We start from the raw sequence: 19,865 nt of genomic DNA, 5'->3' as shown, positions 1-19,865 counted from the left end.
GGGAGACTGTGCCCATGACGAGCGACGAGCAGGCCCGGAGCAGCGGGGGCGACCGTGTCGTCACCGGCGTGGCGGCCCACTCGGCGGGCGCCGTGGGGCGGGTCGTCCTGCGCGATCCGCGCGAGGGCGACCACCCCCACGTCGTCGAGCGGTACGTGACCGTGCGGGACGAGGGCCGGCCCCGCTACATGGAGCTCAAGGGCGGCCGGTACCTCCGGCCCGACCAGCCGCCGCGCCACCGCTTCGCCCGCCTCGTCATCGAGGACGCGGCGGCGATCACCGACGCGGAACTGGACGCGCTGCTCGCCTACGAGTGGCGGTCGCGGTTCACGGCCGCCTGGCTGATCGGGGTGGACCGCCGGGCGTCCTTCCGGGACCGGATCGGCGAGCTCCTCCTGGCCGGCGAGGTCTGCTTCGCCGGCGCGGGCTACGCCTTCGCCCTCGCCCGCCTCGGCACCCGCGCGGACGCCGAACTCCTCGCCGCCTACCTGGACCGGTACCTGCCCCGTACGGAACTCCGTTACGACCAGGCCCCGGTCCTCGGCGCCCTGCTCCGGCTCGACGCCGGACTCGGCACCTCGTACGCCGAGCGCTTCACGGCGCCCGGCGGCCTCTGGGACGAGTGGGTCGACGCGCTGCCCCACCTCCACGGCGACCCGTACTGGACCCCGGAGGCCCAGCGCCACTGGACGGACCTCCGGTGCGACTTCGCGGACGGCTGGACCTGGCGCTGAGCCGGTCACGCGGCTGAGCCGGTCACACGGCCGAAGCGGACCCGGGCCGGAGCCAGGGCCCGGGGCCGCGGCCAGGGGCAGGCTCGGAGCAGCGCGCTGCCGATCAGAGCCGGACAGTGCCGATCAGAACTCGTCGGCGCCGTTGCGGAGCTCGTACGTCCAGTAACCCGTCTTCGCGACGGCGTCGTCGACGGCCAGGCCGCCCGCCGGGGCCTTGACGACGATGCTGCCCTCGGCCGGGCCCTGCGGGGCGAAGAGGTTCACGTTGAAGCTGTTCACGACCTTGTTGTCCTCGTGGACGCCACCGGACGAGATGCGCACGTTGGCGTACGCGGGCGCGCCGGGCTGCACCACGATCGGCGCGGCCGGCTTGCTCTTCGAGACGGCCGGGACGTCCTTGGCGGTCTGGATGTCGCCGAACGCGATCAGCGGGTACTTGAGCAGCGTGCAGGCGCGGCCGGAGGTGTTGGTGGCGGTGAGGACGATGTGCTCGGTCGGGACCTCGTCCGCCTTCGCCGCCGTCACCTTGATGTCGCCGTAGGCGCAGGCGGGCGCGGAGGCCTTCGTACCGCTGCCGCCGGTGGAGCCGGTGGAGCCGGCCTTGGTGCCGCCGGTGGAACCGGACGTGGCGCCGGCCGTGGAGGCCTTGGTGCCGCTGCCGCCGGTGGTCGTCGAGCCGCCGGTGCTCGTGGAGCCGCCGGTGGAACCCGAGCCGTTCTGCGTGGCGGTCTGGTCGGCGGTGCCGCCGGCGGCGGCGCCGTTGCCGGACGTCGCGGCCTGCTGCGAGGAGCTCGCGCTGCCCGCGTCCTTGGCGCCGGAGGCGTCGTCACCGCCGCCGCAGGCGGTCAGTCCGAGCGAGAGGACGGTGAGGGCGGCGGCGGCCAGGACGGTCGACTTGTGGGTACGCATGGTGGTTCTCCCCCGTGGAGCGGTGGTCGGAGCGGTCGGATCCGGTGATCCGTGCTGCTGTGTATCCAGCTTCCGCTGCCGCGCTGCCGTCCCGCTTGCGTACCGCTAACGATCCGCTGACAGGCGTGAGAGCCGGGCCGCCGCCCGCGCGGAACCCTCGGCGAAACCGGCCGCTTCCGACGCCACGATCGCGCGTTCCAGCTGGTCAGCGGCTTCCGCATGGCGGCCGATTCCGGCCAGCGCCTCGCCCTTCACGATCTGCAGCTGGGCCTGGACGACGACCGCGTCGGGTGCGACGAGTTCCCCGGCGCGAAGGGTGTGCGCGAGCGCGGCCTCGTAGTCCCCCGCCTCCATGCAGTGCCCCGCGAGGTGCTGGAGGGTCAGCACCTGGGTGGACGGATGGCCCGTGCGGTCGGCGAGCGAGACCGCGTGGAGCATGAGCAGCCCGGCCCGCTCGTGCTCCCCGACGGCGTCCAGGACGGCCGCGTGGTTGACGTACGCGATGGCCTCGCTGATCGTGTCGCCCGCCCGCGCGGCGAGACCGGGCGCCTTCTCCAGGTGGACGAGCGCCTCGGCGTCCCGGCCCTCCTCGTGCAGGATCCAGCCGAGCAGCGCCCGCACCCGCGACTGCGCGTCGAGGTCGCCGACGTGCTCCGCCGAGGCGAGTCCGGCCTCCAGGAGCGGCGTCCAGCCGTCCCCGATCCGCATGAGCATCAGCGGCCACTGCACCAGCGACAGCCGCCAGGCCCGGTCGTGCAGGCCGAGGGAGGCCGCGGCGGTGACCGCGCCCTCCAGGGCCGCGCGCTCGGCCACGTACCAGTCGAGGGCCGCCGTACGGTCCTCGAACTCGCGGGTCGCGGCGGGGCGGCGGACGTCGGCGGGCAGCGAGTAGCAGGGCTGGGAGCCCGGTTCGGCGGCGGCGTCGGCCGCGAGCCCCGTGAACAAGTAGTGGTCGACGAGCCGCCGCAGCCCCTCCGGGTCGGCCCCCTCGGCGAGATGGCGGGCGTAGAGGCGCACCAGGTCGTGCGGCGTCCAGCGGCCGGGCACCGCCTCGGTGAGCAGATGCGCGGCGGCGAGCCGGTCAAGGTCGACGGAGGCCTGGGTCGGGGACGTCCCGGCGAGCGCGCCCGCCGCGAACCGGTCCAGGTCGGAGCCGGTGTGCAGGCCGATCGCGCGGAACAGCCGGGCGGCGGACTCGGGCAGCTGCTGCACCGTGAGGTGCAGCGCGGCGGACACGCCACGGTCCTCGACGTCGAGCAGCGTCAGCCTGCCCTGCTCGTCGGCGAGTTCGCCGACCATCGCGTCGAGCGTCCACTGCGGGCGTTCCGCGAGGCGGGCCGCCGTCACCCGCAGCGCGAGCGGCAGACCGTCGCAGAGACCGGCGATGCGGGCGGCGGCCGCGGGTTCGGCGGCGACCCGCGTCCGGCCGAGGACGGTGGCGAGCAGGGCCGCCGAATCGGCCGGCGGAAGGTGCCCGAGCGGCACCGGCCGGGCCGCGTCGGAGGCGATGAGGCCGCTGAGCCGGTCCCGGCTGGTGACCAGGGTCGCGCAGTGGTCGCCGCCGGGCAGCAGCGGCCTGACCTGCTCGGACGAGCGGGCGTTGTCGAGGAGGACGAGCAGCCGGCGGCCGGCGGTGAGGGAACGGAACAGCGCCCCCCTGGCCTCGACGGTCTCCGGAACGCGCTGCGGCTGCACGCCGAGCGCGAGGAGGAACTCGCGCAGGACGGCGGCGGTCTCGGGCGGCGAGGTGTCGCTGAAGCCCCGCAGATCGGCGAAGAGCCGGCCGTCGGGGAAGTCGGCGCGGCGCTCGTACGCCCAGTGCACGGCGAAGGCCGTCTTGCCCACCCCGGCGGGCCCGGTGACGAGACAGACCGGCCCGTCACCGCCCCGTGCGGCCCGGTCCAGAGCGGCGATCTCGGCGCCGCGCCCGGTGAACCCGCGCGGCGCCCTCGGCAGCCCCTCCGGCACCGGAACGGCGGCGGGCGCGGCGGCGGGGTCGGCGGCCGGGGCGGCGGAGCGGGGCACGGTCACGGGCCCCGCGGAGCGGAGCAGCGTCGCGTACGCCTCGCTGAGCGTCTCCCCCGGGTCGACGCCCAGCTCCTCGGCGAGCAGCCGCCGGGTGCGGTGGTACCAGTCGATCGCGTCCGACTGACGGCCCGAACGGCCCAGGGCCAGCATCAACGCCGCCGCGAGGGACTCCCGCAGGGGGTGCGCGACGGCCTCGGTACGGAGCACGGCGGCGGCCCTCGCATGCTCGCCGAGCGCCCCGTACGCCTCCGCCAGCGCCTCCACCGAGGTGAGCCGCAGCTCTTCGAGACCGCCGGCGGCCGCCTCCAGGGGCCTGCTGTGGACGGTGCCGGTGAGCGCGGGCCCCTGCCAGTACGACAGGGCCTCCCGCAGCATCCGCACCGCGTCCGCGGGCTGCCGCTGGACCCCGGCGAGCGACACGAGCTCCTCGAAGCGGTGCGCGTCCACCAGGGACTCCGGCATCCGCAGCACGTACGCCGAACCCTGCGTGGCCAGCTCGACCCCGTACGCCTCCGAGCCGTGCTCGGCGAGCAGCGCCCGCAGCCGCGACACATGCCCCTGCAGCACGGTCTTGGCGTGGGTGGGCGGCTCCTCCTCCCACAGCGCGTCGATCAGCTGCTGGACGTTCACGGCGCTGTTGGGCCGGAGCAGGAGCATGGCCAGGAGGGTGGACCGTTTGGCGGGCCCCAGGGCTACGTCCCCGTCCTCCGTCACCAGCGCAACGGAGCCGAGCAGCCGGAACTCCACCAGTACACCTCCGCGATCCCTCACCCCGTTTCCCCAGCTCTCGAGGATACGTGGGGTGGAGGGGTCGCCCGTGACGTGGAGATCCCCGATCCCGCCCTCGCCGTCCGAATCTGCACATGGTGATGAACTGTGCGCTGTGCACCGTCACCCGTGCGCTGTGCTGAGCGGCTGTGTATGACGGGGAATCGAACCCCTGCGCTGCTCCCCACGCACCACGGTGACCGGATCGACCGCCGGTCTCGGCTTGTGCACGCCTTCGGAACGACTACCTGCTCCACGTCCGGCTACTCGCTCAGTCCAGCAGATCGACCTCCCAGTTCGACCGCTGGATCAGCACGTCGACCTCGCGGATCTCCCGCGCCAGGACGTCGGCCTGCGCCCGCAGGGGCGCCACGGGAAGCGCCGACAGCATCTTCAGCTCGGACCGCAGCTGCCGCACCGCCCCGTGCTGGTCGCGGCCCGCGGCGGCGTCCGCCGCCGACGTGACGACGGAGTGCCGCAGCCGCAGCACATCGCGCCGCGCCAACGCGTCGGTGAGCGTGCCCCCGCCCTCGACGACGGCATGGGCGTTCGTCCGGTTGATCCGCCGGATCAGGTCCTCCAGCTCACCGAGGACCTCGCCGGCCTCGGCCAGCAGCGCGCCGGCGTCCTCGGCGGGCTCCTCACCCTCCTGGTACCGGGCACTGCCGACCACCCGGGCCCGCAGCTGCTCGACCCGCCGAGCGGCATCCGCCCGCAACACCAACGCCTCGGCAAGCTTCAAGGCCCGCCCCTCCCTGACGACGATTCCGGCCGAAAGTATGCCCGCAGCGGGGGCGGGGCGGGGCGGCGGGCGGGTCGACGGGTACCCCTACCCCTACCCCTACTCCACGAAATAGGAGTCGTGCCGTACGAAGAACTCGGCGCGCTCCTCGTCGGTGGCGTCCGCCATGGCGGCGAGCCCCTCGAAGTACTCCTCACGGGGAGCACCGGGCGCGAAGATCATCAGCATCTCGGCGGGCGCGTCCGAGTCGTTGCGGAAGGCGTGCAGCCCGCCCTGCGGCACGTACAGGAAGTCACCCTTCTTCGCGTCGACCCAGCCCTCGCCGTCGAAGAGCCGGACCGTACCGTCGAGCACGAAGAACGACTCGGAGATCGTCTTGTGGAAGTGCGTCTTGGGCCCGCCGGCCCGGGCGCTCATCTCCACCCGGTAGAGCCCGAACTCCCCCTGGGTGGACGCCTTGGTGGCGAGGTAGTGGATCGCGTCCTTGCCCGCGACCCCGAACTCGGGCGGCGTGTCGACGGTCCGGAAGACCGCACTGACCTCGCCCTCCTCGCGGTGGTAGACCTGCTCCGGATACTCCGGGTACGACATCGGGATCCCCCTTGGTTCGACGGCCCTGCCGGAAGCGCAGGGCCTCACCTTGATCAACCGGCCCGGGCCCGCCGTATTCCACCGGCGGAAGGGATGAGAAGGTCGCGGCGTGAAGCTTCCCGTCGTCATCCACCGGGCCCGCACGGGCGCGGACGAGTTCAGAGTGGTCCGGCCCGCCCGGCCGCTGCCCCGCGCCGTGCTCGTCGACCACGACCGGTACCTCGGCGCCTACCTCGACCAGGAAGCCGCGCGGAGCATCGCCGCACTGTGGACCCTCGCCGCCCGCTCGCCCCGCTCACTGATCCACATACCCCTGCGCACCCCCCGCTCGCCGGACCGGGCCGTACCGGACCCCGCGGGCGCCCGGCTCGACCTCGTACTCCTGCACCACTCGCTCCAGTTCGCCCCGTCGCGCTGGAAGGAGGTACGAGCCCGGCTGGCCCCCGGCCGCCCCCACACGGCGAACCTGCCCGAAGCGAACCCCCCTGCGACCGCCCCCGGGACACGCCACCACCGGGAGAACCGCGACCTGCTCCACGAACACGTACGCGCAGGAACACTCTTCATGACCGGCAGCGCGAAGGTCTTCCACGAAACCGCCCACCTCTTCCTAGCCATCGCCCACCAGGGCCCCACCCACACCGGCACCCACCACTACTGCACCCAACTCCACGCAAACGCCGGCATCCTGGGCAAAGCCCGCGAAATCCACATCGAGTACTGCGCCGAGTGGACTGACGAAGAGACGCCGGCGACTACGGCGACGTGACGAGGACACAGGGCGGACTCGCGAGAACACGGTTCCGGAAGTGCTGATCCAGCACCCGTCCAGCACGGTGACAACGACTGACTGCGGACTGCCCAGGGGCGCCGAGGCCGAGAATTCCATGGCGCACCGGCCGACCCCGCAACGAAACTGCGCAGGTGAGCGACTCCTACCCCTGCCCGTGCTGCGGACACCGCGTGCTGAGCGCGATGCCCAGCTCGTACGAGATCTGCCCCGTCTGCTTCTGGGAGGACGACGGGGCCCAGTTCCGCTGGCCGACCATGAGCGGCGGGGCGAACAAGGTCTCCCTGATCGAGGCCCAGCGCAATTACCAGGACTTCGGCGCCTGCGACGAGCACGGCAGGCGGTACGTCCGCCCGCCGGCCGAGGACGAGCCGCTCGACCCCGCCTGGCGCCCCATCGACCTGACACGCGACTCCTTCGAGGACTGGGCGGCCGAGGACCGCGCCCCGTGGCCCGACGACCACTCGGTGCTCTGCTGGTGGCTCCCCACTTTCTGGCGCCGGGACCACCCGTGAGCGCCCACATCGAGAGACTCATCCAGCAGCTCGACGACTCGACCGGCCCGTCGTACGACGCCCGCGCGGAACTGATCGGCATCGGCTCCGATGCCATACCCGCCATCATCGACGGCCTGCCCACCCTCGGCGGCTTCGGACAGCTGACCGCCATCGAGGTCTTCGAAGAGGTGGCGGACCCACGCTGCGGCCCCGCTCTGATCGCCCTTCTGGGCAGCGACGACCCCACCGTCCGGGAATGGGCGGCGATGGCCCTGGCGAGCCTGAAGATCGACGGCGCGGTCGAGCCCGTACGCCGCGCCTACCGCGCCTGCCTGGAACGGGCGACACCACCGGACTGGAGCGAGCCGGAAGGCATCCGCTGGGCGCTGACCGAACTCGGCGCACGAACCCAGGTCGTCCCACCGCTCACCGCACGCCTACGCCCCACAGCTGCGGACGACGCCCCGGGCTGGCCCTCAACCCACCTCACCGACATCATCAACGACCTGGCCGACCACGCCCAGGTGATCCTCTACTCCCAGTTCTGGCGAGTGGAAGCTGACCGCACATACGGCGTCTCCGGCTCCGCCCTGGACTGGGAACTCGACTGGACGGCGCCCTGGGAGCACCTGGTCGATGAGTCCCGCACCTGGTCCCTCCTGGAAGCCGCAGAAGCCCCCGTCGGCGACAACATCTTCGTCGCCCCCACCTGGATCGACCGTACCGACCTCTACCCGGAAAGGTGACCGATGCCATCCCAGCGCCCCGAGGAAGTCGGCTACGGCCATGTGGTCGAGAGTTACGTGACGAGGATGTACGGCGGCCTCCCGCGCTACCTCGTACTGAACGGCGGACGGTTCCTGGGCCCCCGGTGGTGGCACACCACCCGCTTCACCCGGCACTTGATCGCTGACGCCGCCGCGATCAACGACGAGGAACTGGAAGCCCTCCTCGGGTACGAGTGGCGCTCGCGCCTCACCGCCGCCTGGCTGATCGGCGTCGACCGCCGCGAACGGTTCCGGGCACGCATCGGCGACCTGCTCCTGGCCAGCGAGGTCTGCTACTCCGGCGGCGCCTACTGCTTCGCCCTGGCCCGCTTCGGCACACAGGCCGACGCCGAGATCCTCACCGCCTACCTCGACTACTACCTCCCCCGCACCGACCTCCACTACGACCAGCCCGCCGCCCTGGGCGCCCTCCTCCGCCTCGACGCACACCTCGGCACCCACCACGCCACCCGCTTCACGGAACCCAACGGCCTCTGGGACGAATGGACCAAGGGCGCGGCCCGCCTCGGCTACCCCAGCCACACCCCCGCCGACCTTCGCCGCTGGACGGATCTCCACTGCGACTTCGCCAACGGCTGGACCCGGACGTAGCCGCAGCTGCCTGACTGCCGCCACTTGAAGTCCGCGCACGCCATGCACTGGCCGCAAGTGCGGCACATGAAGAAGTAGCCGGTGAGCTGCAGTACGACATCCGACTCACTGCCCCGCAGGGACGCAGCAATCCGACGTGAAGGCAGGTGAGCACCCGACTCCCCTCTGTAGCATCATCTGACCAGGTGTTAGCAGCCCACACAGAGACTGGGAGTCGGACGAGGGATGACGAGCACGCCGAAACCAGCACAGCCGATCAGCCCAGCCGCCTACGGAGCCCTGGCCGGCGCGCTTAAGTCGATCTTCTGGTACAAGCGTGACCTCGAACGATTCATCCGCTTGTGGGCCACGGACCACCCTTCACTGCTGGCCCACATGGACTTCAGCGGCTACAAATGGGCCACCGCAGATGAGTTCGTGGACCGATTGATGGCAAATGAGCGCCAATACCGTGACCTTTCACTTCGGATGATGGCGGAGGTTTCTCAACTGACGAGCTTCCCAGCACTGAAACGGCACGAGAGCGCCGAATCGCTGATCGCCGAAGCAAGGGAAGCAGTCGACCATCTCAGGGGGCTGGTGGACCGCCAGCGCGTTGCTCACCAGCAACAGTCGCAGTTCGATGATGAGCTTCTCACGTACCGCGCTGTAGTGGAGGCCCAGCATGGCTTTGAAGCTAAGCTTGCCGCCCTTAAAGAACACTTCCTCGAACTGGAGCGCATGGATAATCGCCAGAAGGCAGGCAGGCTCTTCGAGTCATTCCTGAATGACGTCTTCAGGCTGTTCGACATGGAACCGCGCCTGTCATACAGCCTGGAGTACGAGCAAATCGACGGTTCGCTCACCTTCGACACGGATGACTACATCGTTGAAGCCAAGTGGTGGCAGGAGGCGATCCAGCCCCAGCACCTCTACAGCTTCAATGAAAAGGTGAGGCGAAAGGGGAAAAATTCGCTTGGAATCTTTATCAGCGTTAATGGATTCACTAGCGGCGCCCGAGAGGCCTACAGGGAGAGCACGCCGTTCCTAACGATGGAGGGACTCGATTTCTTCTACGTTCTCGACGGGCGCCTCACGCTCGACGAGCTTTTGCGGCGCAAGAAGCGTCACGCAAATGAGACCGGAAGCTGCTACTTTCCAGCCACGATGTTCCCGGGCGAATAGTCGAAACAGCCCGCCGCCGTCAAGCCGGAGTCGACGGAAGCCCCTGCACCCAAACTCAGGGTGTGCAACTAGCGCCACCCGCTAAGGGGCACCTGGAACTGCCGTGCAGGTACTGATGTAGAGCACTGGCAGTTGTGTCGACGAAGGCTTCGGGGATGGCGTTGGTGTCGGCCCAGCGGACCTGGGAGTGCTTGCGGGGTTCGCGGTTTTGGGGTTCGCCGGTCCATTCGTGGGCGGCGAAGACGATCGTGAGGAAGCCATTTGGAGCTTCAACGCCCCCGGCGCCGTGGATGATGTGGGCGACCTTGAGGGACTCCGGCTTTACCGTGAGGCCGGTCCCCTCATAGAGCTCGCGGACAGCCGTCTCGGTGATCGGCTCGCCCGGCTCGCTCTTGCGGACCCGGAGGTCCCCACAGGTCCTGGGCGAACTTGGCGTTTTCGCTGCGCTGGAGGGGGACGCGACTTGAGGGCCTTCGGCTGGTCGTCGGTCTGCTGGGCCACGGTGTTCCCTTCGCCGGGCGGGTTGTTGGGCATGTTAGGCGAGGGTCTCGCGTGCGCGGCGGGCAAGATTGGCGGCGCCGGGGACGCGGCGGCGCTGGTAGGCCGCGAGAGCGGATCGATGTGATCTCTTTCCGGGCCGGTCGGAGGTTATGCCCTCCATGAGGACCAGGGCCCGGGTCCAGGCGGCGACCGCCTCGTCGCCGCGGGCCTAGGCGGCGAGCCTGTCGCCGAGGTCGGCGTGGGTGAGGGCGTGGACGCGCTTGTACTTCTCGAGGTCCCAGCGGGTGAGGGCGTCGCGGTGCTGCTGCTCGGTGCCGATGTGGTCGGCGAGGTCGGTCAGGGTGCGGGCGGTGTAGCTGGCTACGGTGCCGGCGGCCGGGCCGCTTACGCGGGAGCAGCTGGGCTGGGGGCCGTCGTCGCGGAGGAGGGCGTCCTCGGCGGCGAGCAGGGCGCGCGCGGCCGACGGGTTCTCGTTGGTGGCGGCGTAGGCGCGGGCGTGGGTGATGTGGAGGAGTGCTTCCGTCTGACCGTCGACGTGACCGAGGCCGCTTCGCAGAGCACCTTCGACGAGGTCCATGCGCGCCCTCGCCCACCAGGCCCTGAACCTCAAGCAGCCCCACCACTGCGTAGAGCTCACGACGTGGTCTCGCAGTTACCCGCAGCCCGCGCCGCCTGACGACTGGTACGGGGGACACTGGCCTCGGACATGTCGCATGGCCCGCGAGGAGAGTTCATGACGCACAGGGGTCGACCCCGAGTTCATCTGCTCACAGGGGGCCCGGCCTGGGAAGAGCGGCGACCTGCGGCACCGCCGACGCCACGGAAGAAGTTGCCGAAGAAACAGCGGTCTGCCCTCAAGCAGTTGGATGCGAGCCTCCTCGGCCTGAAGGTTGCCCTGAGGCACCGACAGCTCGGCTTGGCTCGCCAACTGAGAAGCGCAGCTTGGGACCAGGTTGACCTTCTGCCTGCGCACCTGACGTATGAACAGCGCCGGGAGCTCTTCCAGGCGAAGCTCGCGATACACGCGCTCGCCCGGCACGTGGATGGCCAGCGCCGCGCCTGATCAGCTATCGAAGATGACGGCAACTTCGTGGGTCATTGCCTCGCAGGTCCGGCCTTCATCGTGTCGACGAGCCGTTCGGGCTACCTGCGTGTCCGCCCAGATGGGAGCGACTGATACGCCGGGGTGGTGGCGCCTAGCCAAGGGCGGCGGCAGCGGCCTTGTAGTCGGCGGCCTGGGTCGGGGTGAGGTAGTGGCTGACGCGGATGAGTACGGTGCCGCTGACAAAGTCGTACTCGGCAAGCATCGGGATGCCCTTGGTGACGTTCTGGATGTAATCGGCACGGGCCTGGGAGTCGGCCGCGGTCGTGAAGACCTCGATCGCTCCGCCGAGCCCGACGCTGCCGGGCTCCGCTCCGGCGACGTCGTCGACCTTGATGCGGGAGTCCGTGAACGTGACCTTGCTGGTGTACTGGTGGGGGCGGCCGAGGAGATGGTTCGGGTCGTTGTCCTCGGTGACAACGCCCGAGAGCTTGGTGGACGCGACCTTGCCGGAGAGGACCTTGAAGGCGTCGCTGGCGGTGAGCTCCTTCGCTGCCGGCTTGGTTGGGACGTCAGCGGTTGCAGTGGGGGTGTTCTTCGGCTGATCGTTCTTCTGATCGCTCCCCGACCCGCATGCCGTCATGGTCGCGAAGGCGATGACGAGGGCGGCAGCAGACAGGGCGGGCTTGCGCATGATGGCTCCGAAGTGTGGCGGGCTTGGGTGTGTTGATCAGGTCGCAGAACTATTGCACTGCGATGTCACAGTGCGTGCGGATAGTCGAAGATCGGCTGATGTCAGTCCCCGCCGGGTAGGTGGCGGCGGACGACAGCGGAGGAGAACAGGACTTGTCCGCTGGTGACTATCGGTCGCTTCGGATTGTTCAGACGTGCCGCATAGGGCCGTGGGAGATACCCGCCCGGTACAAGGGCCTCGGGCTGCTCGGCGCGGCCACCGGGCTCCGCCCCGGCGAGTTGTTCGGCCTCAAGCTCCGGCACGTGGACCTGCTGCACGCGACCGTCTTTGTCGAGCAGCAGATCCAGCAGACTGCCAAGCACAGCGTGTACGTCCGACCGCCCAAGACCGCGCGCTCACACCACATGGTTCCGCTGCCCGCATGGCGGTGGATGCGATGATGGCCCACCTCCGGGGCTTCCCCGCTGATGGGCCCGAGGGCTGGATCTTCACGGCGCCGCAAGGCGGACCCGTGGTCTACACGCACTTCATGGACAGGTCCTGGCGACCCGCCTGCGCGAAGGCCGGCGTACGGCGAGTCCGTGCAGACGGTCTCCGAGCGCCTCGGCCTCACCAACGCGGCCATGACGCTGAACATCTACACTCGCGACCCTGGCCGCGGTCGGCCAGGCGTACGCGGACCAGTCCGCCGATGTCCAGCCGCCAGTCGACGAAGCGGCGTAGCCGCTCCCCGCGCGCTGACCGAAGTCAGGACGCTGCGGACTCTGCGCGGACAGCAAAGGCCGCCCAACCCGCTCCGTCGCAGGTCAGACGGCCTTTCGCCGAACGGATTAGACGTTGAAGCGGAACTCCACCACGTCGCCGTCCTGCATGACGTACTCCTTGCCCTCCATGCGGGCCTTGCCGGCGGCGCGGGCTTCGGCTACCGAGCCGGTTTCCACCAGGTCGGCGAAGGAGATGACCTCGGCCTTGATGAAGCCCTTCTGGAAGTCGGTGTGGATGACACCGGCCGCCTCGGGGGCCGTCGCGCCCTGCTTGATCGTCCAGGCGCGGGATTCCTTGGGGCCGGCCGTCAGGTAGGTCTGGAGGCCCAGGGTCGCGAAGCCGACGCGGGCGAGGGTCGCCAGGCCCGGCTCCTCGGCGCCGACGGACTGGAGGAGCTCCATGGCGTCCTCCTCGTCCAGCTCCGCCAGGTCCTGCTCCAGCTTCGCGTTGAGGAAGATCGCCTCCGCCGGGGCGACCAGCGCGCTCTGCTCCGCCTTGAACGCGTCGTCCGTCAGCTCGTCCTCGTCCACGTTGAAGACGTACAGGAACGGCTTCGTGGTCAGCAGGTGCAGGTCGTGGAGGAGCTCCGCCTTCTCCGAGCCCTGCACGATGCCCTGCGAGAAGAGCGTGTCGCCCTTCTCCAGGATCGCCTGGGCGGCCTCGACGGCCGCGACCTTCGGCGCCGTGTCCTTCTTGATCCGCATCTCCTTCTGGAGGCGCGGGAGGACCTTCTCGATCGTCTGGAGGTCCGCGAGGATCAGCTCCGTGTTGATCGTCTCGATGTCGTCCTTCGGCGAGACCTTGCCGTCGACGTGTACGACGTTCTCGTCCTTGAAGGCGCGGATGACCTGGCAGATCGCGTCCGACTCGCGGATGTTCGCGAGGAACTTGTTGCCGAGGCCCTCGCCCTCGCTCGCGCCGCGCACGATGCCCGCGATGTCGACGAAGTCGACCGTCGCCGGGAGGATGCGCTGCGACGAGAAGATCTCCGCCAGCTTGGTCAGGCGGGCGTCGGGGACACCGACGACGCCGACGTTGGGCTCGATCGTGGCGAACGGGTAGTTGGCCGCCAGCACGTCGTTCTTGGTCAGGGCGTTGAACAGGGTCGACTTGCCGACATTCGGCAGACCGACGATTCCGATCGTGAGCGACACGGTGGCGACTTCCTGAAGTGTGGATGGTGGGCCGATCCCCCAGTTTACGGGCGGGCCGAACCGGCCAGCGACGCCGACCTTCGGTCGTTCTCGGGGGCAAGGTCACCCAAAGGGCGTGTCCCGGACCCGGTTCCCGCCCCTTCCCGACCTACGTTGGTGGAGTGGAGCAGCACAGGACAAGTCAGCCGCAAGGCCGCCGACGGCCGCAAACCCCCGTCGCGCCGCCCGTCACCCCGCCCGCCGCGCTCGTGGAGGGCGCGGCCGTGTACCGCGTGACCGGCCGGACCCGGCGGGGCCCCGGCGGCGCCCGCGTCCAGCGCGCCGGAGCCCCCGGCGTGGCGGTGGGGCAGTCCGCGCGGCGGCCCGTGCCCCCCGTCGTCCTCGCTCTCCGCCGCCTCCCCCAGCCCCGGCTCACCGGGCTCGGCGCCGGGCTCTTCGCCTCCGCCGTCATGCTGACGCTCGGCCTTCTCGACCGGCTGCTCCTCGACGGCTCCCCCGTGGTCTACGGACTGCTGTTCCTGCCGGTCAGCGCCCTGACCGCGCTCTGGGTCCGCACCGCCGACCTCGTCACCGCCCCCATCGGCGTCCCCATCGCCTTCGCCGTCGGCGTCGTCCCCATCGCCGGCGGCGCCGGCGGCTTCGGCGGCCAGGCCATGGCCGTCGTCACCGCCCTCGCCGTCCACGCCGGCTGGCTGTACGGCGGCACCCTCGTCGCCGGCCTCATCGCGAGCGTCCGGAAGGTACGGGAGATGGGGCGGCGCCAGCACCCCGCCCGTGCCTCGGCCGGCGGCCCGGGAGCCCCTGGAGCCTCCGGCACCCCCGGAGGCCCTGGAGCCCCGTCCGTGGTCGGTGACGCGTCCGCCGTCGGCGCCCGCGGTCCCGCCGCCGGGCGGACGGCTCCTCGCCGTCGCCCGATCGCCTAGAGACCGGTACGTACGCGTACGCCCCCGCCCGTACCCGTACCCGTACGCGCGTCGGCCCGGACCCTCCCCGTACGTACGCCAAGCCCGGGCCCCGGCCCCCTTACGCCGCCCCCGCCGCCATCCCCGCTCCCACGATCCCCGCGTTGTTCTGGAGTTCCGCCGGGACGATCTCCGCCCTGATGCCCTCGATCAGGGGCAGGAACTTGTCCGCCTTGCGGCTCACCCCGCCGCCGATGATGAACAGCTCCGGCGAGAACAGCATCTCCACGTGGGCCAGGTACTTCCGCAGGCGGCGGGTCGCCCAGTGTTCCCAGCTGAGGTCCTCGTCCTCCTTGGCCTTCGTCGACGCCCGGGTCTCCGCGTCGTGGCCCTTGAGTTCCAGGTGGCCGAGCTCCGTGTTCGGGACCAGGCGGCCGTCGACGAAGAGGGCCGAGCCGATGCCCGTGCCGAGGGTCAGCATGATCACGGTGCCCTTGCGGCCCCGGCCCGCGCCGTACGTCATCTCCGCGAGGCCGGCCGCGTCGGCGTCGTTCAGGACGGTGACCGGGAGGCCGCCCAGGCGCTCGCTCAGCAGCGTGCCGGCGTCCACGCCGATCCAGGACTTGTCGACGTTCGCCGCCGTGCGGATGGTCGAGCCCGTGACCACGCCGGGGAACGTCACCCCCACCGGTCCGGTCCAGCCGAAGTGCTCCACGACCTCCGCGACGCAGCCCGCCACACCGTCGGGTGTGGCGGGCTGCGGGGTCAGTACCTTGTGGCGCTCCTCGGCGAGCGCTCCGCGCTCCAGGTCCACGGGGGCGCCCTTGATGCCCGAGCCGCCGATGTCCACTCCGAAGACGTTCATGGAACCCACGGTACGGGCTGGGGCGCGGAGTTACTCCTTGACGGGACTTCCGGGCGCCGCCGCCGCCGCGTTCTCCAGCAGCTTCGCCGCCTCCGCCCGCAGGTCCTTGTTGCGGAGCTCCTTGGGCAGCGAGAAGGTGAGGGACTCGTCGGCGGTCTTGACGATCTCCACGTCCGCGTAGCCGCGCTCGGCGAGCCACTCCAGGACCTCCTGGACGAGGACGTCCGGGACGGACGCGCCGGAGGAGAGGCCGACGCTGGTGACGCCCTCCAGCCAGGCCTCGTCGATCTCGCTCGCGAAGTCGACCAGGTACGCGGCGGGGACGCCGGCCTGCTTGGCGACCTCGACCATGCGGATCGAGTTCGAGGAGTTCTTCGAGCCGACGACGATGACCAGCTCGGCCTGGCCGGCCAGCTCCTTGATCGCGGTCTGGCGGTTCTGCGTGGCGTAGCAGATGTCGTCGGACGGCGGGGAGATCAGCTGCGGGAACTTCTCCTTCAGCGCGTCGACCGTCTCCATCGTCTCGTCGACCGAGAGCGTGGTCTGGGAGAGCCAGACGACCCGGGACGGGTCGCGGACCTCGACCTTGGCGACGTCCTCGGGGCCGTCGACCAGCTGGATGTGGTCGGGGGCCTCGCCGGAGGTGCCGATGACCTCCTCGTGGCCCTCGTGGCCGATGAGGAGGATGTCGAAGTCTTCGTTGGCGAAGCGGACGGCTTCCTTGTGGACCTTGGTGACCAGCGGGCAGGTGGCGTCGATGGTCTTGAGCCGGCCCTGGCGGGCCTCCTCGTGGACGGTCGGGGCGACGCCGTGCGCGGAGAACATCACGATGTTGCCCGGCGGCACCTCGGTCGCCTGGTCGACGAAGATGGCGCCCTTCCGCTCCAGGGTCTGGACGACGTACTTGTTGTGGACGATCTCGTGCCGGACGTAGATCGGCGCACCGTACTGCTCCAGGGCCTTCTCCACCGCGATCACGGCACGGTCCACGCCCGCGCAGTAGCCGCGGGGGGCGGCGAGCAGGACACGCTTCGGGCGGTTCGTCGCGGAGGCGGGATCGGGCGTCGACGCGGGCGTTGCAGTCATGCGTCCCATCGTAAGGCCGCGTCGGTGAGCGGTTTGATCGGTGCCTTGGCCGAAACTGTGGCCATGGCCGAGGAATCGCAGGTGGCGGCGCGCGGGGACGGCGCGGAACACACGGGGCTTCGACGGAGCCTGGGGTTCCGCGACCTGGTGGTCTACGGGCTGCTCTTCATCGCCCCCATGGCACCCGTGGGCGTCTTCGGCACGCTCGACGCGAAGTCGGGCGGCGCGGTCGCACTCGTGTACGTCGTGGCCACGGTCGCCATGGCGTTCACCGCGTTCAGCTACGCGCAGATGGTACGGGTCGCCCCGCAGGCCGGCTCCGTCTTCACGTACGCGCGCAAGGGCCTCGGCGAAGGGCCGGGGTTCGTCGCCGGCTGGATGGCCATGCTCGACTATCTGCTCATCCCGGCCGTCGCCTATCTCTTCGCGGGCATCGCGATGGAGGCGCTGGTCCCGGAGGTGGACCGGTGGGTGTGGACCGGGATCGCCGTCGTCGTGACGACGCTGCTCAACCTCTGGGGGGTACGGGCGGCGGCGCGGGTCGGTTTCGCGGTCCTCGCGATGGAGATCGTCGTCCTGCTGGTGTTCGTCGTCTCCGCGATCGTGGCGCTCGCGCAGGACGGGGCCCGGCGCGACTGGTGGTCGCCGCTCACCGGTGACGGGACCTTCTCGCTTGCCGCCGTCGTGGGCGCGGTGTCCGTGGCCGTCCTGTCCTACCTGGGCTTCGACGCGATCGCCTCCTTCGCGGAGGAGGTCACGGGCGGGTCGGCGAAAGTGGCGCGGGCCCTGCTGTTCTGCCTGGCCCTCGCCGGTGCCCTGTTCATCGCGCAGACCTGGCTGGTGGCCCTCCTCGAACCGGTCTCCTCCGCCGACCTCGCCGCGAACCCGGGCAAGCAGGGCTCTGCCTTCTACGACGCCGTGGAGAGCGCCGTGGGCGGCTGGCTGCACGACCTGGTGGCCGTCTCCAAGGCGATCGGCGCGGCCTTCGCGGCGCTGGCCGGGCAGGCGGCCGGCAGCAGGCTGCTGTTCGCCATGGGGCGCGACCGGCGTCTGCCGCACGTGCTGGCCCGGACGGACGGGGGCGTGCCCCGGGTGGCGCTGCTGGTGTCGGCGGCGGTGACGATGATCGCGGCGGTGTGGGCGGCGCGGCGGGACGACGGCCTCGACCACCTGGTGTCGGTGGTCGACGTCGGTGCGCTGACGGCCTTCGTCCTGCTGCACGCGAGCGTGGTCGGCTGGTTCGCCGTCCGGCGTGCCGAGGGCCCGCCGCACTGGCTGAAGCACGTCGTCCTGCCCGTGATCGGCGCGGCGATCCTGATCGCGGTGATCGTGGAGGCCTCGGTGTCGGCGCAGGTGGTGGGCGTGGTGTGGCTGGGGGTGGGCCTGGTCGTCCTGGCGGTCCAGGGAGCCTCCCGGACACCGTCCCGGCCCTGACCCCCGTCGTCTGTCGGCGGCCCACCGCCTCCACCCCGCGCCCCCCGCCTCCACCCCGCGCCCCGCGCATCGCGCGCGTGCCCCTGACGTTGTCGTACCGCGCCGTTACGCTCGGTCCATGGCTCTGACTACGTCCGCCGAAGCGCCGCTTCCCGTCGGTGAGGTCTCCCGGTTGATCGGGGGGTGGATCGACCGGCTCGGGGCGATCTGGGTCGAGGGGCAGATCACGCAGCTGTCCCGGCGGCCGGGCGCCGGGGTCGTGTTCCTGACCTTGCGCGATCCCTCGTACGACATCTCCATCGGCGTCACCTGTTACCGCCAGGTCTTCGACGCCGTCGCCGACGTGGTGTCCGAGGGCGCCCGGGTCGTCGTGCGCGCGAAGCCCGAGTGGTACGCGCCGCGGGGGCAGCTGTCGCTGCGGGCGGTCGAGATCAAGCCCGTCGGGATCGGCGAGCTGCTCGCCCGCCTCGAGCAGCTGAAGCGGAGCCTGGCGTCGGAGGGGCTGTTCGCGCTCGACCGGAAGAAGCCGTTGCCGTTCCTGCCGCACCGGATCGGGCTCGTCTGCGGCCGTGCCTCGGCGGCGGAGCGGGACGTCCTGGAGAACGCTCGCCGGCGCTGGCCCGCCGTCGCCTTCGAGGTGCGGAACGTGGCGGTGCAGGGTGTGAAGGCGGTGCCCCAGGTCGTCCAGGCGGTCAAGGAGCTCGACGCGCACGAGGAGGTCGACGTGATCATCGTCGCCCGGGGCGGCGGCAGCGTCGAGGACCTGCTGCCGTTCTCGGACGAGCAGCTCGTCCGGGCGGTCGCCGACTGCCGTACGCCGGTGGTCTCGGCCATCGGGCACGAACCCGACTCTCCGCTGCTCGACCTGGTGGCCGATCTGCGCGCCTCGACGCCGACGGACGCGGCCAAGAAGGTGGTGCCGGACGTCGGGGAGGAGCTGGACCGGGTGCGCGGGCTGCGGGACCGTGCCCTGCGGACCGTGCGGGGGCTGCTCGACCGGGAGGAGCGCGGTCTCGCGCACGCGCTCGCGCGGCCCGTCATGGAGCACCCGCAGCGCATGGTCGAGGTCCGTGAGGACGAGCTCGTCGCGCTGCTGGCCCGGAGCCGGCGGGTCCTCGGCCATCTGCTCGACCGGGCGGACTCCGAGCTGTCGCACACCCGGGCGCGGGTCCGGGCGCTGTCGCCCGCGGCGACGATGGAGCGGGGGTACGCGGTGCTCCAGCGGGCGGACGGCTCGGTGGTCCGCTCCCCCGGGGAGGTCGCGGAGGGCGAGGATCTGCGGGCCAGGGTCGCGGAGGGCGAGTTCGCGGTGCGGCGGGTGCCCGACCAGGCCTGATCACGACGACGGAAGACGCGAGAGAGAACCGGACACGGAGGGTGGAGCGGCACATGGCAGCGGGATCGGACACGGCGGGAACGGCGGCGGCGGTATCGGGCTCGGGATCGAGCTCGGAGGAGCTGGCGCTGGGGTACGAGCAGGCGCGGGACGAGCTGATCGAGGTCGTCCGGCGGCTGGAGGCGGGCGGGACGTCCCTGGAGGAGTCCCTCGCGCTCTGGGAGCGTGGCGAGGAGCTGGCGAAGGTGTGCCGGCGCCGGCTTGAGGGGGCCCGCGCCCGGCTCGACGCCTCGCTGGCGGCGGAGCGCGCGGCGGAGGCGCGGGAGGAGGGCGGGGACCAGTAGGCCGCGCCGGGGCGTAGACTCCGGAGTGAAGCGGATCACTATCCGGATGGATTAGTTGAACTTTCACCAATCATCGGCGTACTGTCGAGACATCGCTTGAACTTCGTACGAGCGAACCCCCTTTGCAGTCCGGAAGGTAC

At 71.0% G+C, this 19,865-nt stretch carries 20 protein-coding genes and 1 pseudogene; 11 read left to right on the top strand and 10 right to left on the bottom strand.

Annotated elements, in window-relative coordinates; genetic code table 11:
* Positions 1–14 precede the first annotated feature (14 nt).
* The gene (locus DEJ43_RS23735; protein ID WP_219995823.1) at positions 15–734 is read left to right on the top strand and encodes a DUF6000 family protein; all 720 of its coding nucleotides are present in this window, start codon (positions 15–17) and stop codon (positions 732–734) included.
* Positions 735–857: 123 nt separating this feature from the next.
* On the opposite strand, the gene DEJ43_RS23730 is transcribed toward DEJ43_RS23735, so the two are convergent.
* From DEJ43_RS23730 to DEJ43_RS23715, 4 genes are all read right to left on the bottom strand, one after another.
* Entirely contained in the window at positions 858–1,643 is a 786-nt protein-coding gene (locus DEJ43_RS23730; RefSeq protein ID WP_015035925.1) for a DUF4232 domain-containing protein, read from the bottom strand.
* Positions 1,644–1,748: 105 nt separating this feature from the next.
* Entirely contained in the window at positions 1,749–4,418 is a 2,670-nt protein-coding gene (locus DEJ43_RS23725) for an AfsR/SARP family transcriptional regulator (RefSeq protein ID WP_041662837.1), read from the bottom strand.
* A gap of 292 nt (positions 4,419–4,710) precedes the next feature.
* Positions 4,711–5,181, bottom strand: a complete 471-nt coding sequence (locus tag DEJ43_RS23720; RefSeq protein ID WP_051025927.1) for a DIP1984 family protein — start codon at positions 5,179–5,181, stop codon at positions 4,711–4,713.
* A gap of 99 nt (positions 5,182–5,280) precedes the next feature.
* On the bottom strand, positions 5,281–5,772 hold the full coding sequence (locus DEJ43_RS23715; protein ID WP_041662835.1) for a cupin domain-containing protein: 492 nt from the start codon (positions 5,770–5,772) through the stop codon (positions 5,281–5,283).
* 109 nt (positions 5,773–5,881) lie between these two features.
* Here DEJ43_RS23715 and DEJ43_RS23710 point away from each other — a divergent pair, with 109 nt between their 5' ends.
* The 5 genes from DEJ43_RS23710 (at position 5,882) to DEJ43_RS23690 (ending at position 9,602) form a co-directional block, all read left to right on the top strand.
* Positions 5,882–6,541, top strand: coding sequence for a hypothetical protein (locus DEJ43_RS23710; RefSeq protein WP_015035921.1), 660 nt, complete (start codon positions 5,882–5,884; stop codon positions 6,539–6,541).
* A 155-nt stretch (positions 6,542–6,696) separates the two neighbouring features.
* Positions 6,697–7,077, top strand: a complete 381-nt coding sequence (locus DEJ43_RS23705) for a CPCC family cysteine-rich protein (RefSeq protein WP_015035920.1) — start codon at positions 6,697–6,699, stop codon at positions 7,075–7,077.
* Positions 7,074–7,805 carry a HEAT repeat domain-containing protein gene (locus DEJ43_RS23700; protein WP_015035919.1) on the top strand — a complete coding sequence of 244 codons (732 nt, stop codon included), beginning with the start codon at positions 7,074–7,076 and terminating at the stop codon, positions 7,803–7,805. The genes DEJ43_RS23705 and DEJ43_RS23700 overlap by 4 nt, the downstream gene beginning before the upstream one ends.
* Before the next feature lie 3 nt (positions 7,806–7,808).
* Entirely contained in the window at positions 7,809–8,438 is a 630-nt protein-coding gene (locus tag DEJ43_RS23695) for a DUF6000 family protein (protein WP_015035918.1), read from the top strand.
* A 225-nt stretch (positions 8,439–8,663) separates the two neighbouring features.
* Positions 8,664–9,602, top strand: coding sequence for a restriction endonuclease (locus DEJ43_RS23690; protein ID WP_015035917.1), 939 nt, complete (start codon positions 8,664–8,666; stop codon positions 9,600–9,602).
* A 55-nt stretch (positions 9,603–9,657) separates the two neighbouring features.
* Here the strand turns inward: DEJ43_RS23690 and DEJ43_RS23685 are convergent, their stop codons facing one another.
* The 3 genes and pseudogenes from DEJ43_RS23685 to DEJ43_RS23675 form a co-directional block, all read right to left on the bottom strand.
* Positions 9,658–9,975, bottom strand: coding sequence for an NUDIX domain-containing protein (locus tag DEJ43_RS23685; RefSeq protein ID WP_411572327.1), 318 nt, complete (start codon positions 9,973–9,975; stop codon positions 9,658–9,660).
* Positions 9,976–10,137: 162 nt separating this feature from the next.
* Positions 10,138–10,680 (bottom strand): annotated as a pseudogene (locus tag DEJ43_RS23680) (NsdA family TPR-like regulatory protein); the annotation flags it as partial.
* Between the two features lie 619 nt (positions 10,681–11,299).
* Positions 11,300–11,839: a hypothetical protein gene (locus DEJ43_RS23675; protein WP_015035914.1), complete on the bottom strand. Its 540-nt coding sequence runs from the start codon at positions 11,837–11,839 to the stop codon at positions 11,300–11,302.
* 152 nt (positions 11,840–11,991) lie between these two features.
* Here DEJ43_RS23675 and DEJ43_RS38250 point away from each other — a divergent pair, with 152 nt between their 5' ends.
* Positions 11,992–12,279 (top strand): site-specific integrase, encoded by a 288-nt coding sequence (locus tag DEJ43_RS38250; RefSeq protein WP_233447981.1) that lies wholly within the window; start codon positions 11,992–11,994, stop codon positions 12,277–12,279.
* 390 nt (positions 12,280–12,669) lie between these two features.
* On the opposite strand, the gene ychF is transcribed toward DEJ43_RS38250, so the two are convergent.
* Positions 12,670–13,758 carry a redox-regulated ATPase YchF gene (ychF, locus tag DEJ43_RS23665; protein WP_015035912.1) on the bottom strand — a complete coding sequence of 363 codons (1,089 nt, stop codon included), beginning with the start codon at positions 13,756–13,758 and terminating at the stop codon, positions 12,670–12,672.
* 263 nt (positions 13,759–14,021) lie between these two features.
* On the opposite strand from ychF, the gene DEJ43_RS38245 reads away from it, so the two are divergent.
* Positions 14,022–14,681, top strand: coding sequence for a DUF6542 domain-containing protein (locus DEJ43_RS38245; protein ID WP_015035911.1), 660 nt, complete (start codon positions 14,022–14,024; stop codon positions 14,679–14,681).
* A gap of 100 nt (positions 14,682–14,781) precedes the next feature.
* On the opposite strand, the gene ppgK is transcribed toward DEJ43_RS38245, so the two are convergent.
* Complete coding sequence (gene ppgK / locus DEJ43_RS23655; protein ID WP_041662834.1) at positions 14,782–15,525, bottom strand: polyphosphate--glucose phosphotransferase; 744 nt, start codon at positions 15,523–15,525, stop codon at positions 14,782–14,784.
* Positions 15,526–15,555: 30 nt separating this feature from the next.
* Positions 15,556–16,620 (bottom strand): 4-hydroxy-3-methylbut-2-enyl diphosphate reductase, encoded by a 1,065-nt coding sequence (locus tag DEJ43_RS23650; protein WP_071891471.1) that lies wholly within the window; start codon positions 16,618–16,620, stop codon positions 15,556–15,558.
* Between the two features lie 54 nt (positions 16,621–16,674).
* Between DEJ43_RS23650 and DEJ43_RS23645 the strand changes: the two genes are divergently transcribed.
* From DEJ43_RS23645 to DEJ43_RS23635, 3 genes are all read left to right on the top strand, one after another.
* The gene (locus tag DEJ43_RS23645; protein WP_041662833.1) at positions 16,675–18,045 is read left to right on the top strand and encodes an APC family permease; all 1,371 of its coding nucleotides are present in this window, start codon (positions 16,675–16,677) and stop codon (positions 18,043–18,045) included.
* 118 nt (positions 18,046–18,163) lie between these two features.
* A complete protein-coding gene (gene xseA, locus DEJ43_RS23640) occupies positions 18,164–19,381 on the top strand; it encodes an exodeoxyribonuclease VII large subunit (RefSeq protein WP_015035907.1) in 1,218 nt (405 codons plus the stop codon).
* Between the two features lie 53 nt (positions 19,382–19,434).
* The gene (locus DEJ43_RS23635; RefSeq protein ID WP_015035906.1) at positions 19,435–19,725 is read left to right on the top strand and encodes an exodeoxyribonuclease VII small subunit; all 291 of its coding nucleotides are present in this window, start codon (positions 19,435–19,437) and stop codon (positions 19,723–19,725) included.
* Positions 19,726–19,865: the final 140 nt, after the last annotated feature.

Origin of the sequence: Streptomyces venezuelae ATCC 10712 (assembly GCF_008639165.1) — a bacterium.
GTDB classification, from domain to species: domain Bacteria; phylum Actinomycetota; class Actinomycetes; order Streptomycetales; family Streptomycetaceae; genus Streptomyces; species Streptomyces venezuelae.
This window is presented reverse-complemented; position numbering and strand designations above follow the sequence as displayed.